This window comes from Pedobacter changchengzhani (genome assembly GCF_004354365.1).
GTDB lineage: Bacteria > Bacteroidota > Bacteroidia > Sphingobacteriales > Sphingobacteriaceae > Pedobacter > Pedobacter changchengzhani.
Genome location: NZ_SJCY01000008.1, coordinates 141284 through 159054 on the forward strand (window position 1 = coordinate 141284; position 17771 = coordinate 159054).

At 34.0% G+C, this 17771-nt stretch carries 17 protein-coding genes; 7 read left to right on the forward strand and 10 right to left on the reverse strand.

Features of this window, described 5'->3' with window-relative positions; genetic code table 11:
* Positions 1-69 precede the first annotated feature (69 nt).
* The 5 genes from EZJ43_RS12140 to gatB all read right to left on the reverse strand — a co-directional run bounded on the left by EZJ43_RS12140 (position 70) and on the right by gatB (position 6148).
* Complete coding sequence (locus tag EZJ43_RS12140; RefSeq protein WP_133262986.1) at positions 70-1860, reverse strand: chloride channel protein; 1791 nt, start codon at positions 1858-1860, stop codon at positions 70-72.
* A gap of 24 nt (positions 1861-1884) precedes the next feature.
* Complete coding sequence (locus EZJ43_RS12145; protein ID WP_133262987.1) at positions 1885-2607, reverse strand: RluA family pseudouridine synthase; 723 nt, start codon at positions 2605-2607, stop codon at positions 1885-1887.
* 187 nt (positions 2608-2794) lie between these two features.
* A complete protein-coding gene (locus EZJ43_RS12150; RefSeq protein ID WP_133262988.1) occupies positions 2795-3487 on the reverse strand; it encodes a response regulator transcription factor in 693 nt (230 codons plus the stop codon).
* A 97-nt stretch (positions 3488-3584) separates the two neighbouring features.
* Positions 3585-4697 carry a TlpA disulfide reductase family protein gene (locus EZJ43_RS12155; RefSeq protein WP_133262989.1) on the reverse strand — a complete coding sequence of 371 codons (1113 nt, stop codon included), beginning with the start codon at positions 4695-4697 and terminating at the stop codon, positions 3585-3587.
* Complete coding sequence (gene gatB / locus EZJ43_RS12160; protein WP_133262990.1) at positions 4697-6148, reverse strand: Asp-tRNA(Asn)/Glu-tRNA(Gln) amidotransferase subunit GatB; 1452 nt, start codon at positions 6146-6148, stop codon at positions 4697-4699. The genes EZJ43_RS12155 and gatB overlap by 1 nt, the downstream gene beginning before the upstream one ends.
* A 202-nt stretch (positions 6149-6350) precedes the next feature.
* On the opposite strand from gatB, the gene EZJ43_RS12165 reads away from it, so the two are divergent.
* Positions 6351-6842, forward strand: a complete 492-nt coding sequence (locus EZJ43_RS12165) for a hypothetical protein (protein WP_133262991.1) — start codon at positions 6351-6353, stop codon at positions 6840-6842.
* A 39-nt stretch (positions 6843-6881) separates the two neighbouring features.
* Here the strand turns inward: EZJ43_RS12165 and EZJ43_RS17190 are convergent, their stop codons facing one another.
* The 3 genes from EZJ43_RS17190 to alaS all read right to left on the reverse strand — a co-directional run bounded on the left by EZJ43_RS17190 (position 6882) and on the right by alaS (position 10903).
* Positions 6882-7043 (reverse strand): hypothetical protein, encoded by a 162-nt coding sequence (locus EZJ43_RS17190; protein WP_165953158.1) that lies wholly within the window; start codon positions 7041-7043, stop codon positions 6882-6884.
* 90 nt (positions 7044-7133) lie between these two features.
* Entirely contained in the window at positions 7134-7550 is a 417-nt protein-coding gene (locus EZJ43_RS12170) for a hypothetical protein (RefSeq protein ID WP_133262992.1), read from the reverse strand.
* Between the two features lie 629 nt (positions 7551-8179).
* The gene (gene alaS / locus EZJ43_RS12175; protein ID WP_133262993.1) at positions 8180-10903 is read right to left on the reverse strand and encodes an alanine--tRNA ligase; all 2724 of its coding nucleotides are present in this window, start codon (positions 10901-10903) and stop codon (positions 8180-8182) included.
* Between the two features lie 116 nt (positions 10904-11019).
* Here alaS and EZJ43_RS12180 point away from each other — a divergent pair, with 116 nt between their 5' ends.
* The 3 genes from EZJ43_RS12180 to EZJ43_RS12190 all read left to right on the forward strand — a co-directional run bounded on the left by EZJ43_RS12180 (position 11020) and on the right by EZJ43_RS12190 (position 12933).
* Entirely contained in the window at positions 11020-11355 is a 336-nt protein-coding gene (locus EZJ43_RS12180; protein WP_133262994.1) for a MerR family transcriptional regulator, read from the forward strand.
* Between the two features lie 125 nt (positions 11356-11480).
* Entirely contained in the window at positions 11481-12281 is an 801-nt protein-coding gene (locus EZJ43_RS12185; protein WP_133262995.1) for a PorV/PorQ family protein, read from the forward strand.
* Positions 12282-12426: 145 nt separating this feature from the next.
* The gene (locus EZJ43_RS12190) at positions 12427-12933 is read left to right on the forward strand and encodes an HAD family hydrolase (RefSeq protein ID WP_133262996.1); all 507 of its coding nucleotides are present in this window, start codon (positions 12427-12429) and stop codon (positions 12931-12933) included.
* Here the strand turns inward: EZJ43_RS12190 and EZJ43_RS12195 are convergent.
* Together EZJ43_RS12195 and EZJ43_RS12200 are read right to left on the reverse strand one after the other, a co-directional pair.
* Entirely contained in the window at positions 12930-13901 is a 972-nt protein-coding gene (locus EZJ43_RS12195) for a DNA-processing protein DprA (RefSeq protein ID WP_133262997.1), read from the reverse strand. The two genes, EZJ43_RS12190 and EZJ43_RS12195, sit on opposite strands and share 4 nt — an antisense overlap.
* A gap of 3 nt (positions 13902-13904) precedes the next feature.
* Positions 13905-14549 carry a phosphoribosyltransferase gene (locus EZJ43_RS12200; protein WP_133262998.1) on the reverse strand — a complete coding sequence of 215 codons (645 nt, stop codon included), beginning with the start codon at positions 14547-14549 and terminating at the stop codon, positions 13905-13907.
* A gap of 116 nt (positions 14550-14665) precedes the next feature.
* Here EZJ43_RS12200 and EZJ43_RS12205 point away from each other — a divergent pair, with 116 nt between their 5' ends.
* Genes EZJ43_RS12205 through EZJ43_RS12215 form a run of 3 tightly spaced genes read left to right on the forward strand, consistent with a single transcriptional unit; the run spans position 14666 to position 17747 of the window.
* The gene (locus EZJ43_RS12205; RefSeq protein WP_262708863.1) at positions 14666-16309 is read left to right on the forward strand and encodes a ComEC/Rec2 family competence protein; all 1644 of its coding nucleotides are present in this window, start codon (positions 14666-14668) and stop codon (positions 16307-16309) included.
* A gap of 1 nt (position 16310) precedes the next feature.
* Positions 16311-17087 carry an enoyl-CoA hydratase/isomerase family protein gene (locus EZJ43_RS12210; RefSeq protein WP_133263000.1) on the forward strand — a complete coding sequence of 259 codons (777 nt, stop codon included), beginning with the start codon at positions 16311-16313 and terminating at the stop codon, positions 17085-17087.
* Positions 17088-17105: 18 nt separating this feature from the next.
* Positions 17106-17747 (forward strand): hypothetical protein, encoded by a 642-nt coding sequence (locus EZJ43_RS12215; protein ID WP_133263001.1) that lies wholly within the window; start codon positions 17106-17108, stop codon positions 17745-17747.
* The last annotated feature ends 24 nt before the right edge of the window (positions 17748-17771 follow it).

Below are 17771 nucleotides of genomic sequence, written 5' to 3' on the forward strand. Positions count from 1 at the left end.
CAAACATAAAAAAATGAAATGTTCATCAAATCCGAAAATTTCATTTTTACAGATTTTAAGGTTTAAATCCTAAACCATATTATCATTTTGCCTCATCAAAAGTGCCCTATATTTATTAAATATCGAAGTTTTAGAAACAAAACCCTTGTAAATATTATTCTCATCAATTACAGGTAATAGCCAAACATTTCCCTGCTCCATTTTGCGTAAAACAGTTTTTAAATCATCTTTATCTAAAAGTGTGTTGGGTGCTTCTCTAACCAAATGCGATACGGTTAAAGTATCTTTATTTGGGTTATTAATCATCTCACTAAACAATTCTTCAATATAAATAATCCCTTTAAAATCTCCCAACTCATCCGTTACAGCGCAAATATTTTTGTGCGATTGAACAATCTCGTTCATTTTTACTGAGATTAAATCATTTAAATGAAGCTGAGGGTAAGTTTTTTCAATGAGGTATCTCAACTTCATTTGACTTAAAACGGTGGTATCCTTGTCCTCGTACGACATGAGTTCGCCTTTTTCTGCAAGTCCTTTTGTGTAGATAGAATGTTTTTGAGATTTACGGTTAATACCATACGAAATAGCGGTGGTAATCATTAAAGGAACCATTAAAATATAGCCTCCCGTTATTTCGGCAATAAGAAAAATACCCGTAAGTGGCGCATGCATTATTGCACCTAATGCTGCTGCCATACCTGCAACTGTAAAATTAGCTACATTTAAGTGCGCAATACCGGATAAATTGATGGTATAAGCAAAAATAAAACCTATTAAACCGCCCATAATTAAACTAGGTGCAAACATTCCTCCGTTACCACCAGCACCGAGCGTTACCAAAGTAGCAATGGATTTCATAAAAATAGTAACTATTGTAAACAAAACCACCACTGCAGGGATGGTATTATAGTCTTGAAAAATACTATTATTTATAATGGCCATATAATCGCCACCTAATAATTTTTTTATGGTAATGTAACCCTCACCATAAAGTGTAGGAAAAAGAAATACCAAAGCCCCCAATGCCAAACCACCAATAATTACCTTGGTATAAGGATCTTTAAATTTGTAAAAAAATGCTTTAATTGCGTAATTTGCTTTACCAAAATAGATAGAAAACAATCCTATTACACAGGCTAAAATTACATAGTAAAATAGCGCATCCATTTTCCATCCCTCTGTAACTAAAAAGAATAATTGTTGTGTATAAAACAATCGAGCCACAACTGCAGATGTTGCGGCGGCTAACAATAATGGAATAAATGCAGGAATGGTAAATTCTGGTAATAATACCTCTATTGCAAATACAATACCTGCAATTGGACTATTAAAAGCTCCCGCAATTCCCGCAGCTGCGCCACAAGCAAGTAGCATGGTTATTTCTTTGTAGGATAAACCTAAAAACCGACCAAGACTTGAACCAATAGCAGCGCCACTGGTTACAATTGGAGATTCTAAACCTACTGAGCCACCAAAACCAACGGTAATTGCCGAGGTAATTACTTGCGAATAAATATTGTGGGTTTCTACCTTGCTCGATTTTTTGGAAATGGCGTATAATAACGGTGTTAAACCAGTTTCGAATTTACTTTTGCGGATGAAGTATTTGACATAAGCAACAGAAAGAAAAATCCCTATCAAAGGAAATATAAAGTATAAGTAATATTTATACTTCCAGTGCCAATCAGATTGTAAAAATTCTTCTATATTATGTGTTAAGCTTTTTAAAATGGCTGCCGCAACACCAGCTAAAATACCAACAATTACCGCCAGTACAATTAAAAAATTACGGTTTGATATTTTCGACTTTCTGTAAAGATTAATTTTATCAAGGTAATTTATAAAGCGGATTTGCATCTATTTTTTTATTAAGATTTTCTATTAGGCGTCAAATTTATCTAAAAGTTTAATTAATGTAGCGAAGTCTTTAGGATAAGGCGCTTCGATTACAATATCTTTATCATCTAAACCTTTAAAAACCAAATGGCGGGCATGCAAAGCAAAGCGCTTCATAATTGGTTGCTCTTCTTCACCTTTAGTTAATTTATAGCCACGTTTAATTGATGAGAGAAAAACAGATTTGCCCTTATACATTTCATCACCAACAATTGCTGCTCTTTGTGTGGCCAAATGTATTCGAATTTGGTGCATTCTACCCGTAATCGGTTTACATTCTACCAAGGTATAATGTTTGTAGTATTTTAAGGAGTCGAAAATTGTTTCTGCTCTTTTACCTTCTTTACGATCGATAGTCACATTTTTATTTCCATCGTTTAAGATGGGTAAATCAACTAATAATTCATCAAAAATTACATGTCCATCTACAACGGCATGATAGGTTTTATTAACTTTTCTACGTTCAAATTGCATAGATGCATGTCTATACGCTTCGGGATTTTTTGCGATAATTAAAGCTCCAGAGGTTTCTTTATCCAAACGGTGGCAAACCTGTGCATCATCGCTATATTGTTTTGCTAAACGCAGTACATTTGTCTCTCCAGAACCTCCTCTTTCATCAAGCGAGGCTAAAAATGGTGGTTTGTTTATGACAATAAAATCGTCGTCTTCGAAAATTATAAGATCTTTAAAATTAGGATATTTCAAACTACTGCATAATTGATAAGATGCAAAAATACGGTTTTTATTTTTATAGGTTAAAGATTTACTTAATATAAAATGGGTATTTAATGAATGTGAATCGAAAAATACCGAAAACTGTGAACAACACTAATCAACAAAAAAGGCAAATTTGCGAAAGAAAACTTCACTCAAAAAATTTTAGCAATTATGGTTACAACGATAATTCAAATTTATAACCAACACCTTTTACGGTTGACACATAAGTCTCGCCTAATTTTTCTCTTAGTTTTCTGATATGAACATCAATTGTTCTATTGGTAACCACTACAGAATCTTCCCAAATATTTTTTAAAATTGATTCTCGAGTATAAACTTTTCCGGGTTTTGAAGCCAATAAATACAGTAATTCAAATTCTTTTTTGGCCAATACAACTTTATTTCCTGCTTGAAAAACTAAGAATGCTTCCCTATCAATTACCAAATCGCCTATTTCTAATTTGCTTTCTGATATTTCCTCAATTGCCGATGTTCTTCGTAAAATTGCATTTATTCTGCTAATAAGGGCACGCGGTTTAATTGGTTTTGCAATATAATCATCAGCGCCAACGTTAAAACCTGCAATTTCCGAATACTCCTCATTCCTGGCGGTTAAAAACACCATAAAAGTATTTTTAAATTCAGGAATCGTCCGCATAATTCTGCAAGCTTCAATCCCATCCATTTTAGGCATCATAATATCTAAAATGATTAGGTCGGGCTGCACTTTTTTGGCAACTGTAATACCTTCTTGTCCGTTGGATGCGGTAAAAACCTGATAACCGTCTTTTTTTAAATTATATTCGATTAACTCCAGAATATCTGGCTCATCATCAACAATTAAAATTTTGTGACCTAAATTATTCATAGTTAAATATTTGTTACGAAAATACCATCTAAAAAGTAATTTTCGATTAACCTTAAGTTAAGAAATTGTTAAGTCACAAAATATATAGATCGTTAAATTAACGCAAAGTTTTAGTTAAAAACGAATCTAACTCCTCGCCTCTTAAATTTTTAGCAATAATTTTTCCTGATGGATCAATTAAAAAAGATGATGGAATTGCCTGCACTTGATAAGCTTTAACAGCGGTTCCTTCAAAATCTTTAAGTTCGCTAACGTGTTGCCATGTTAAATTATCAGCTTTTATCGCCTGCAACCAGGCTGCTTTATCCTTATCTAAAGAAATACCTAAAATGGTGAAGTTTTTATCTTTAAATTTATTGTAAACCTTAACCACATTTGGGTTTTCTAACCTACATGGTTGACACCACGAAGCCCAAAAATCCAACAGTACATACTTCCCTTTAAAATCGGATAAACTGATAGGTTTGTCATCTGCAGTGTTGATTGTAAATGCCGGTGCTGGTTCTCCTACTTGTACGGCTTTAAGTTTAGCCATTTGCTTTACGAAAGAATCTACAGTTGCATTTCCTTTCAATTTCTCTTTAATTTCTTCACTATATTTTACAAGTTCGCCTTCAAATTGTTGCGGACTTAAGGTATTCATAGCGTAAAAACCAGCTAACGTGCCTTTATTATCAGTAGCAAATTTCAAAATATTTTCATTCAATGTTTTCACATAACCTTCATACTGCGGGCGCATTTCTTCTAAAATTGCGGCTCTGTTTTGAGGCGCTTTAGCAACTTTAGCTTCGAAAGCCTTTTGCACACCGTCAACCTCTTGAGAAAATTTACCGCGGATGGTATTAAGTTCAGAAAGTTTCTCAACCTCTTTTGCACCCGAAATTTTATAGGCTAAATTTTTGTCGCTTAAATCGGCTTCAAGTTTAATTTTATCGCCATTTTCGGCAATCAGCATAAATTCGTGGTTACCCATCGTTACCCTAAAAAAATCAACTGAAGGTGTTTTCCTGATAAACTTAAATTCGCCATTTGCAGATAGATTTGTAGAATCTAAAGCAATCATGTTGCTATTCTGCATGCCAAATAGAAAAACCTTTTTCTCTGTACCAGGATTTTTAAAAGTTCCATCAATGGTAAAATCTTCCTTCGATTTACAAGCTGTAAAAGCAATTGCAATCAATGCAATCAGGCTTAAATTTTTTAATCTCATTATTTTAGTTTTTCTAATATTAATTCACTTAATTTTTTAGCATCGGCTTTGCCCTTTGCCAATTTCATTACATCGCCCACAAACAAACCTAAAACGCCTTTTTTTCCTTTTTTATATGCATCAACTTGTTGTGGATATTTGCTCAACACTTCATCAATATAAACACTTAATTCATCAGTGTTTTCGGTAATCAACAAATTTAACGACTTTGCTAAATCAGCAACGTTTGCATTTTCTTGTAACTCAACTGCTGGCAATAACTGCTGTATGGCAATTTGCTGCGTCAACTTTTTATCGTCAACTAAATTAATAGCTACTGCAAGCTGTACTGGTTTAACTTTATAATTCGAAATTGTAATTTCATTTTCGTTCAAAATTGCACGAATTGGACCAACTAACCAATTTATTAGCGTCTTCTTTACATTAACATGTGCAAGTGCCTCATTAAAGTAATTTAATAAATCTAAGTCTTCTGCAAACAATGCAGCGTCTGATTTATTAATACCAAATTCATCCATTAACTTTTTAGAAATTACATTTGGTAATTCGGGCATTTCAGAAATTATTTCCGATAACCATGCATCAGAAATAGCAATCGGCACTAAATCTGGGTCGGCAAAATAACGATAATCATTCGCTTCTTCTTTAGTACGCATTGGCGATGTTGTACCAGCGTCGGCATCAAAATTTAAAGTACTTTGAATAATTGATCCCCCGTTTGAGATTACTTCAACCTGCCTTCCAAATTCAAAATCCATAGCTCTACGTACGTTGCGCATAGAGTTTAGGTTTTTTACTTCGCAGCGAGTTCCAAATTCGGTTGCACCAATTTTGCGTATAGAAATATTTGCATCGCAACGCAAACTTCCCTCTTCCATATTACCATCACTCACATTTAAATGGCGAACCAGCTTTCTAATTTCGTTAAGCAAAACTGATGCTTCTTCAGCACTGCGAATGTCTGGCTCGGTTACAATTTCAATTAACGGAACACCTGCTCTATTCAAATCTACTAATGAATATTTTTCATCCTGATCGTGAATACTCTTGCCTGCATCTTCTTCTAAATGAATACGGTTGATGCCAATCGTTTTTTTCGAACCATCGGATAATTCGATTTCGATACTTCCGTTTATGCAAATAGGTCTATTATCTTGCGTAATTTGGTAGCCTTTTGGCAAATCGGCATAAAAATAATTTTTTCTATCGAAATGATTTAATTGGTTTATAGTACAATTTAAAGCCAAACCAATGCGTATTGCTTTTGCCACAACCTCTTTATTTAACTTTGGTAAAGCGCCGGGCAATGCCAACGATACGGTTGAGATATTTTGATTGGGCAAAGCACCGAAAGAAGCGCTATCGGCAGAGAATATTTTAGTATTTGTATTTAACTGTACGTGAATTTCCAGTCCTGAAACAAGTTCGAAGTTGTTATTTTGTAACGGCATTAAAGCTTAACGTTTTTAATTTTTAATTGGCAAATATAGTTAATATTTAATCTAACCTTAAAAAAGGCTTGACATCCATTAATTATAAAATCTAATTTCTGTGAGGCAGCTTAAAATGATAATTTCGTTTTTGTTACAATGCAAGTTTTGGCACAGCGTTTGAATTTACATCAGTACACACACAAATTAAATTTAGATTATTATGAAAAAGCTATTAATCACCGCTGCGATCGTAGGTATCGTGGCCGCAAGTTCGAATCAATCTAACGCTCAAGTCAGTTTAAATGTAAACATTGGCAGTCAACCTGCATGGGTTCCCGTTGGCAATCAAAATGTTAATTACTATTACATGCCCGAGGTACAATCGTATTACTATGTTCCTCAAAGGCAATTTGTTTATTTAAGTGGTAACCGCTGGGTAAGATCTAAAAATTTACCAAGCCAGTATCGTGGTTACAATTTAAATAATAGTAGAAAGATTGTAGTTTATGGAAACTCACCTTATCGTAATTACAACATGCATAGAGTACAATATGCAAACCGCGTAAATTATGTACGTTCATCATACGGTGGTGGGCACGATCGCTATTCGCAACAAAATTATTATAAGCCTACAAAGGTAAAATATAAGGGTCATGATGATTATAAAAGAAATGATCACAATAATAAAGGTCATAACCGAGGCAGACATTAAGCGAATAATTAAAGAGGAGGCATTTTAAAAGCCTCCTCTTTAATTTATATTCAAATCCATAATCATCAGTAATTTTTTGATTATTGGGAAAGCAATACCAGAATCTCTTAGGTAAAACCAGTTCGCGCTTTCACTCCAATCTTTATTGCTATTTCCCTTCTGGTTGGTGTTATCACCAACCCTCAATAAAGGTTTTGGCAATTAGATCGTCGTAAAAAAATCTATGTTAGAATTTTAGTGGTTGGTGATAACACCAAAGGCTGATTGTAAAATTAATCAGCCTTGTTAATACTAAAATCTTTTTCCTAAAGTAATACCAATTCGAGGGTATGCCTCTATAGAACGACTGTCGCCTAAAAAGCGACCTAAGCCACCAAAAACTTCACCTGTAAAGCCATTCTTAGTTAAAAACTTTGCGCCAACAGCTGCGCCCACACCAAAATTAACTGTAGACTCGTCGCTGACTTGATAGTTTCCATTTGTCGCTTCATAACGTAAATCACGTTCTCGAACAGAAGCAACTGCTACATTGCCCTCTATAAAAAAGCCAGCAGCTCTTCGTTTTCCAAAATACAATCTGTAATGTGGTATCGCTAAAAACTTATATTGTGAGAAATCATCTTCATTACCAATACCTGCAGCAAGTGATAAACCAACACTCATATTGTCCTCCAAAATACGTTCATAGCTTAACTCAGGTAATGCCAAAATAGAGGTTAATAGATTAATTTCCCTTTTGGTTGGTGTTATCACCAACCCTCAATAATGGTTTTGGCAAATAGATCGCCGTAAAAAAATCTATGTTAGAATTTTAGTGGTTGGTGTTATCACCAACCCTCAATAATGGTTTTGGCAAATAGATCGCCGTAAAAAAATCTATGTTAGAATTTTAGTGGTTGGTGTTATCACCAACCCTCAATAATGGTTTTGGCAATTAGATCGTCGTAAAAAAATCTATGTTAGAATTTTAGTGGTTGGTGATAACACCAACCAAAGGAATCTCTTAAGTAAAACCAGTTCCCGCTTTCACTCCAATCTTTAGTGGTTGGTGATAACACCAACCAAAGGAATCTCTTAGGTAAAACCAGTCCCCGCTTTCACTCCAATCTTTATTGCTATAAAGTTACTAACTCTACTAGCGATTGTTCTATTAGCGTTAGTAACTTTTAGAAATGACAAAAAAGTATTTCCGTTTAATCGGGTTTAGCTGGCAAGACAGTAGTTCTATTTTAGAAAATAGATCGTGCAGAAATAATGCAAAAAAATGGAGAGATCTTTAAATATCATTTTAAAGATTTCTCCCCTACGGTCGAATCCGATAGCTATCGGATGACGATTTACTGTGAAATAAATCCTTCTGCTTTTTCTAATACAACCTTTAAACCTGCTGAGTTTTTACCGCCTGCAGTAGCATAAAACGGCTGACCACCGCCACCACCTTGAATTTCTTTACCCAGTTCGCGGACAATATTTGAAGCATTCATCCCATTTTTAACTAAGCTTTCTGATAACATTACCGTAATACCTGGCTTCGCATCAATTTCTGTGGTAAAAACAAGAAACAAATTATCAACCATATCTTTTAATGAAAAAGCAAGATTTTTAACTGCATCTGCACTCTGCAAATCGATGTGTTTAGCAATTAAGTTTACACCATTTATGCCACGAACATGATGAACAATTTCGTGCTTTAAAACATCTACCCGTTCTAAAGTAGATTTTTCTATTTCTTTTTTCAGTTTCGCATTTTCATCAAGCAAAGCTTGAACAGAAGCTAATAAATCTTTACTTCCGTTTAATAACGATTTTAAATGCCCGAGTTGTTTTCTTTGATCCAAGAAATATTGCTCGGCTTTATCGGCTGTTATTGCTTCAACCCTTCGCACGCCTGCTGCAACTGCACTTTCGGCGATTATTTTAAAAGATCCGATTTGTCCAGTTGCTTTTACGTGTGTACCACCGCAAAGTTCTTTCGAGAAATGGTCGTCAAAAGTAATCATCCGAACAAAATCTCCATATTTTTCACCAAACAGTGCCGTTACGCCACTTTCAATTGCATCCTGATAGGGAACATTTCTTTGTTCTTTTAACTTGATGTTTTCCCTAATTTTCTGGTTCACAATTACTTCAATCTGAGCCAATTCTTCATCCGTAACTTTAGCAAAGTGAGAAAAATCGAAACGTAAATAATCGGCATTAACCAATGATCCTTTTTGGTTTACATGTTTACCCAAAACCTGCTTCATGGCAGCATGCAACAAGTGTGTAGCCGAATGATTATCCTCGGTTAAAATACGTTTATCTTCATCTACAACTGCCCAAAACTTGCTTTCCAAATTATCAGGAAGTGTATCTGAAAAATGTACCGTTAAACCGTTCTCTTTTTTAGTATCGGTAATATCAACCCAAAACTGGCGACTATGGTCTTCTAATCTTCCCGTATCTCCTACCTGACCACCACTTTCTGCATAAAAAGGCGTTTGGCGTAAAACGATTTGATATTGTTCTTTTCCTTTGGCTTTTACTTGGCGAAATTTTATAATTTCAGTTTCGATTTCTAAATCATCGTAACCAACAAACTCGCTTTGCTCATCGGCATTTACAATTACCCAATCCCCCGTATCAATTGCAGTAGCAGCGCGACTATCGTCTTTTTGCTTTTTAAGTGCTTGTTCGTAAGCCACCAAATCAACCGACCAACCTTTTTCTCGAGCCATTAGCTCAGTCAAATCAATTGGAAATCCGAAAGTATCTGATAACTCGAACGCAAAGTTTCCATTTATGATATTATTAAATCTTTCTTTTTGATAAATGTCTTTAATGCCAAAATGTTCAAGTGTATTATCTTCATCATTAATAGTAAGTCTTTGATCATTTGACAAATCCATATAAGTATTAAACCTACTAATTCCTAACCTCAAAGTCTTTAAAAACGAAACCTCCTCTTCTAACACTACTTTCTGTACAAAATCCTGCTGTGCACTCAATTCATCAAAAACATCCTTAAATTGCTCAGCTAATTTTGGCACCAATTCATTTAAAAATGGTTCTTTAAAGTTTAAGAAAGTATAGGCGTAACGTACTGCACGACGTAAAATCCTACGGATAACATAACCAGCCTTGTTATTTGAAGGCAATTGTCCATCGGCAATTACGAAAGAAATCGCCCGAATATGATCGGCCATAACGCGCATTGCGATGTCCGTTTTCTCGTCAGCACCATATTTTATACCAGATTTTTCAGCAATGAACTGAATCATCGGTTGGAAAATATCTGTATCGTAATTAGAAGATTTCCCTTGTAAAACACGCACTAAACGCTCAAAACCCATTCCGGTATCTACGTGTTTTGCTGGTAAACTTTTTAATGAACCATCTTTTAGGCGATTAAATTGCATAAAAACATTGTTCCAAACTTCTATAACTTGCGGATGATCTGCATTAACTAGAGTTGCGCCACTAACCAAAGTTTTTTCTTCATCCGTACGACAATCTACATGAATTTCAGAACATGGACCACATGGACCAGTTTCGCCCATTTCCCAAAAATTATCTTTTTTATTTCCAGGTAAAATATGACTTTCATCAACATACTGTTTCCAAAAATCAAACGCTTCTTGGTCTTTTTCTAAACCTTCCTTTTCGTCGCCCTCAAAATAAGTAACATATATTTTATCCTTTGGTATTTTGTAAACTTCGGTAAGCAATTCCCAACTCCAAGCAATGGCTTCTTTTTTAAAATACCCACTTTCCGGATTGGCAGGATCGCCAAAACTCCAATTGCCCAGCATTTCGAACATGGTGTGGTGGTAGGTATCAATACCTACTTCTTCCAAATCGTTGTGTTTGCCCGAAACGCGTAAGCAACGTTGCGTATCCGCAACACGAGAATATTTAATGGTCGCTTCGCCTAAAAACAAATCTTTAAACTGATTCATTCCCGCATTGGTAAACATTAACGTCGGGTCATTTTTAACCACAATTGGCGCGGACGGAACAATGTGATGTTGTTTAGATTCGAAAAAATTGAAAAATGCCTGTCTTATCTCTTTTGCTGTCATTACGTTTTAAATTGGAGCAACAAAATTATAACTTTATTGCGTTAATAAGGAAAAATCACACTACATTTGAATACTTTAAATAATCGCTGTAAAACCCTTATAATCAAGCACAAATTATGCCTTATAAAGAAAGAGACATTAATAAAATGTATTATACCATGGGCGAAGTGACTGAAATGTTTGAAGTGAACGCTTCTCAAATCCGTTTTTACGAAAAGGAATTTGATATTCTTCAACCAAAAAAAAATAAAAAAGGAAACCGTCTTTTTACGCCAGAAGACATAGAGAATTTAAAAATAATTTTTAATTTGGTTAACGAAAAAGGCTTTACTTTAAAAGGCGCAAAAGATTACCTCAAGAATAATAAAAGTGATGTTAAAGAGAGTCAAAAAATTATCGATTCATTAGAAAACCTAAAAGGATTTTTAGTGAAATTAGCAGAAGAGCTTTAAGTTCAGCACTATAGAATATCCAAAATATAAAAAATTTGAATTGTTCTTTTTCAGATTTTATTTCTTACATTTAATTCACAAAAAAATCTCTCTATATTTTTTGCATCCCGGTTAACGCCCGACTCATGAAAATATTTAGTTTTTTGTTGATTTTTTTTTCAGCTTCTACGCTATTTGCTCAAAATAATTTAGGAGCCCGATTAACGGCTATGGGCAACAATAGCGCTGCCGTAACCGATGTTTGGTCACTCCAAGGAAATCCTTCGGGCATATCATCTATAAAAGAAATTACCGCTTCAATTAATTACGCTAAATACCTGTTCAGCAACGAAGTAAGTAATCAAAGTTTTGCTTTTGTTGTGCCTTTTAAAAATAATTTTGCAGGAATCAGCTTTCAGCGTTATGGCTTTTCGGCCTATAACGAAAACAAAGTTGGCTTTGCTTATGCTAAAAAGTTCGGCGATAAATTTACTACGGCAATTAATCTAAATTACCATCAATTAAAAATATCAAATTATGGTTCTTCAAAAGGTTTTTCTGTTGATGTAGGTTTATTATTTCAATTAAATAAGCAGCTTATTTTAGGTGCGTTCGTGGCTAATCCATCTCAACAAAGCTTCGATACCTCCGAAATTTTAGCTAAAATCCCTACGTCATTAAATATTGGCGCAAGTTACTTAGCATCGGATAAAGTACTAATTGCCACCACAATAAGCAAAATTTTGAAAGAATCAATTGATGTTAAAGTTGGCATAGATTATAAAATCGTCGAGTTTTTTTGCTTACGAGGTGGTTTAAGCGCCAATCCTTTTAAACAATACGTTGGATTTGGAGTAAATTATCAGAAATTCTTTTTGGATTTTGCAACGATATATGAAGCAAACTTGGGTTATGCCAGAAAGTTCTACGAAGACGTCTTTTTTTGAGAGCCATGCACACATCAAACACCAATAGTTGTTGAATTACTAATTTTAATGAAAAGCTCAAATAATTTTAGTAATATTAAAAATAAAAGATAGTAGACATCGAATCAGAAAAAACATCATTAATATAAATTATAAATTAAAGAATATGGCTATAATATTTGATTTAGACCAAACCCTTGTTGATTCATCTTCAGCAGAACAACATAGAACGAACCGTTCATGGGCTACTGTGTATAGCTTAATTCCTGGTTTTAAATATTATGAAGGTTTTGCAAAAATATTTGAATTTATAAAAGAAAAAAAGATTCCGACCTGTATTGTCACTAACAGTCCTAGTACTTACTGTACGAAAGTAGCAAAACATCATAATATTGTTTGTGATTTTCACATATGCTACCACGATACTAAAAAACGAAAGCCCGATCCTGAGCCAATTTTATTAGCTATAAGCAAATTTGATTCAGAGCCGAATAAAACACTGTCCGTAGGAGATAGAGATATCGACATTATCGCATCAAACAAAGCTGGTGCAAAAACCGTAGCATGCCTTTGGGGCGCCACTGACAAAGAATCTTTGCTAGCAGCGAACCCACATTATGTAGCACGAACTCCAAATGATTTATTAGAAATTATAAAGAAATTTTATAGTTAAAAGATTTTATATTGATAATCGTCAAGATTCGAAGTAGGTAGTTTTTCATGATTTTCATGATCATTATTGATCAACGGAACAGAAGCCAAAAACTCCTCAATATTTAAGGAAGTTAAACTAAAGGCTTTTCCTGCTCTAATTAAACTTTCATTTCCTTGTGTTTTATCGTTAATAAGCTCTGGGCTATTATATTTAACCGCTGCTAACTTTTTCCCGCTTTTTATCGTTGCATTAACAGCATGCATGGTCCCGCCCTTTTCTGCTGTCTGTATAACTATTGTAGCATTAGACAAACCAGATTGTAAACGATCTCGCTCTATAAAATAATTTGGTAGTGCACCTGTACCTATTAAATATTCTGATAATAAAACACCACCTTCATCAACTATCTGTGTAGCTAGTTCTTTATTTTCTTTAGGATAAATAGTTTGGAATCCATGAGCTAGTATCGCAGTTGTTTTCCCTTTAGCCTCAAGACATCCAATATGGGCAGATGCATCACAGCCAATGGCAAGCCCACTGACAATATTATATCCTCTTTTACCAAGCAATGACGCAAAATATTTTCCTGCCTTAACCCCAGCCCCAGTTGGTTGCCTTGTTCCGATTATCGCAATGCCTGTCATTTCATTTAATATTGAAATATCGCCTTTCAAATTTAAAATCAACGGCGGGTCAGGTATTTCTTTGAGACTTTTAGGGTAATTGTTGTCATAATAAGAAATAATTTTAACGTTGTTTTTTTCAGATTTATCCATTATCTGCTCCGCTTTATCAAAAGCTAACTGCACGTCGTCCTTCGAATATATCGGCAACCTTGTAAATTTGTTTTCATTTGAAAAATCCAAGATAAAATCCACTAATTCTTCTTTTGATGGTTTGAATGTTAATGTTTCAAGCACCTTAAATGAAGTTTTTCTCCCCATTCCCCTAAGCTGAGTAAGCCTAATAATATTTTCTATATTCATCTTTTAAAATAACCAAAAATTTTCATCATCTAGATCCGCATCGGGAGCTTCGAGTTCAATAAAATTATTCTCAAATGGAACTGTCTTTGACAAAAATACACCTTTAACGCTCAGTGCACCTGTCCGTAATAACTCGCCTGCAACTTGTCTAAATGATGTTCCACTAGTTTTAACATCATCAAATAGAATAACGTCTTTTCCCTTATAAATTGCATTATTAAATGTAAAATCCTTAATTTTATTACCGCCAGAAGTTCCTTTTGTTGCTTCATGTGGCTCTGTCGTGATTGCAGTAAACCCATTAGCAATAGATGTCGTAGCACAAACTTGTTGACAGAATCTACTGAAACGAGTATTTGTTTTCTCCGGTGTGGAAGCAGGTATTACAACCAGAATTGTATTAAAAAATGATATGTTTTTTTCTATTAACGCAGCAGAAATTACCGTGGATATTTGCGTTGTATTTTTTCCGTCCTTAAAGTCCCATGTAAGTCGCCTTACATTCCATACATTTTCGTCGACGTCATTGTACCTATTCGTAGGGTAATAATCATGTACTGCAAAACATCTACATTCTACTGTGTTTACTGTTAAAGTTTCTTCAATTCGAAATTTTCGTATTGATGGAGAGTAATTTAGTTGTGTCATAAGAGCTTAAATATTTGATGAAAATAGAAAATATATTTCTTAAAAACAACTGCAACTAATTATAACCGCTCCAAAAACATGAGTTCTGCAAAGTAAATTCAGTCATTTCTCAACCAATTCATTTAAAATACGGCGATGAATTAATTATAGGCGCCGATTATACTGAAGTAGAACCGCCTTACAACCCGGCGGAATTTAATTTCAAAAATTGGTTGGCCAACCAAAATATTTATGAACAGGCATTTATCAACCAAAAAAGCGTTTATAAAACAAATAGAAGTGGTGGAAATCCTATCCTTAAACTCGCCCTAAATTTGCGAGAAAAGCAGATTGCCAAATACCGCAGGTTAATTAAAAATGATGAAGCTTTTGCAGTTGCATCAACCTTAATTTTAGGTTATAGAGCAGATTTAAGTAAAGAAATTTTAACGGCTTACTCTAAAACTGGCACCATACATGCATTATCTGTTTCTGGCGCTCATGTGGGCATCATATACTTGGTGCTAAATTTTCTTTTGGTATTTCTAAATCGAAAACGAAGTTTGCAACTGCTTAAGTTCGTAATAATTTGTACGCTTGTTTGGGGCTACGCACTTATTACCGGATTATCGCCTTCAGTTGTACGCGCTGCGATAATGATTACTATATTTATGGTGGCAACAACCTTTTCTAAAAATAAAAATGGCTATAACATTTTAGCGTTTTCGGCCTTTTGTCAGTTGCTTTATAACCCATTTTTAATTTGGAACGTAGGTTTTCAGCTTTCCTACATTGCCGTATTTGGCTTAATATATCTTCAACCAATTATCTATAAATCTATCTATATAAAAAATAAATGGTTGGATAAACTTTGGAATTTTATTGCACTTTCTTTGGCCGCTCAAATTGTAACTTTTCCGCTTAGCATATATTATTTCCATCAATTTCCGGTTTACTTTTTATTGGGTAACCTATTTATTATGATACCGCTAGTATTTATGATGTATTTAGGTATAGCAGTCTTAATCCCAATATTTGAATTTTTGTCGCCAATATTTGAGTGGATTATTAGCTGTACCAACGATGTATTAAGGTGGATTTCAAATTTACCTGCCTCCACATTTTCATCTATTTGGTTAACTATGCCTCAATTTATTTTACTGAGCTTAGCATTGGGTTTCATCATTTTTGCGTTAGAAAGGCGACAGAAAAAAATGCTTTTTATCGCTGGAGGATTATTCATGATTTACCAAATTTTGGTTGTGCAGGAGTCAATAAATTTATCTCAACAGAAAAAAATTATCTTTTATTCACTCAGAAAAAATTATGCCGTCGCATTTATTAGTGGCAATAAAGCAATTATCGAAACAAATTTGAATCCTAAAGAAAATGCTTATTTATTTTTTATAAAACCCAGTTTAGAACAAGCACAGATAAAAGAAATTAAAATTTTAAATTTAAAAAAGGACACGATTTCACCAGTTTTTACGAAAAAAGATAATCAGATTCTATTTTACAACCACTCGTTTTTAATTGTTGATGAAACCTTCAATTACAAAACATTAAATGCTATTGGGAAGTTCAGTTCATTATGGATTACTGGAAACACGAAATTTGATTTAACAAAAATAAACACCGAGTTAAAGTATAATGAGATTGTTGTGGATGCAACCAATAAGGATTACAAAATAAAACTGTTTAAAACATTCGCCGAAAATAATCATAAAAACTTACATGTTTTAAAGAAAAATCCATCATATTTGATCGACTTAAACCCTTAACATGGACGAACTGGTTTTATATGATGTAGCCGATAGAATTGCAACCGTAACCATTAACAGACCTGAAAAGCGAAATGCTTTAAATCCAGATTTGATTGTTGCTTTAACCAATGTATTTACACAAGCATCTGAAGATGATGAAATTAAAGTTATTATTTTAAAGGCAAATGGAACTAGTTTTAGCGCTGGAGCCGATTTAGCGTATTTACAGCAATTACAGAAAAACACTTTTGAAGAGAACGTTGCAGATTCTAATTTATTAAGGAAATTATATACCACTATTTACTATTTACCAAAAATAGTTATTGCACAAGTAGAAGGGCATGCTATTGCTGGTGGCTGTGGTTTAGCAACAATTTGCGATTTTATTTTTGCCACACCCGAAAGCAATTTTGGATATTCGGAAGTAAAAATCGGTTTTGTACCTGCCATTGTATCTTGCTTTTTATTAAAGAAAGTAAATGAAACCGTAGCTAAAGAATTGCTTTTTACAGGGAACATATTTAATGCAGAAACAGCATTAGCTTATAAATTGATCAACTTTGTAACAAACTCATCCGATATTCATCAAACTGTTTCAAAATTTGCTTTAACTTTGTGCAATCAATCTTCAGAAAATTCGTTAATGGTAACTAAACAGCTTATTGGGCAAACCAATAATCCATTGTTCGAAAAAACTTTAGATGCGGCGGTTCAAATAAATGCACGCGTAAGAGAAAGTGAGGATTTTAAAAAAGGAATCGCTTCTTTTTTAAACAAAGAAAAAATTAACTGGTAAATAAATAAAATAAATTATATGTTCAAATCTATCAAAACAAGCGTTTTAGCACTAATTTTAGTAGCTACAGCAGTTATTGCGCATGCGCAAAAAACAGTTAACGAAGGTACAATGACCTTTAACGTGGTGGCAAATGGTGCTACAACTGAAATTAAAAATAAATTTAATGGCGATTTAACTAGAATAGAAATGCAAGCCGGGCCTGCTTTAATTAATGTTATTTCAAATACTGCAACAAAAACTGGTTTGTTATTAATTGATGTTCCTATTGCGCAAAAGCAATTTGCTGTAAAAATTTCTAAAGAAGAAACAGAGAAACAAGAAGCAGCTATGCCAGTTTTTTCTGATTTTAAAGCAACCGGAGAAAAGCAAATGTTTGCAACGTTAAATGCCGAGAAATACACTTATAAAGATGATAAAGGTGCAAGTCATGAACTTTGGGCAACTAAAGACATCACAATTCCAGCTTTAAAAGGTAAAGGATTTTTTAAAACGCTTGATGCTGTGCCTGTAAAATATACTGCTACCATTAATGGCGTAGAATCTAACATGACACTTAAATCTATGTCAACCGATAAAGTTGGAGCCATTTCGTTAGATGTTCCTGATGGATATGATATTACAACAATGGATGAATTGAAAGCGATGCAAGGTGGCTAATTTTAACTCCTAATTCATTTTGTA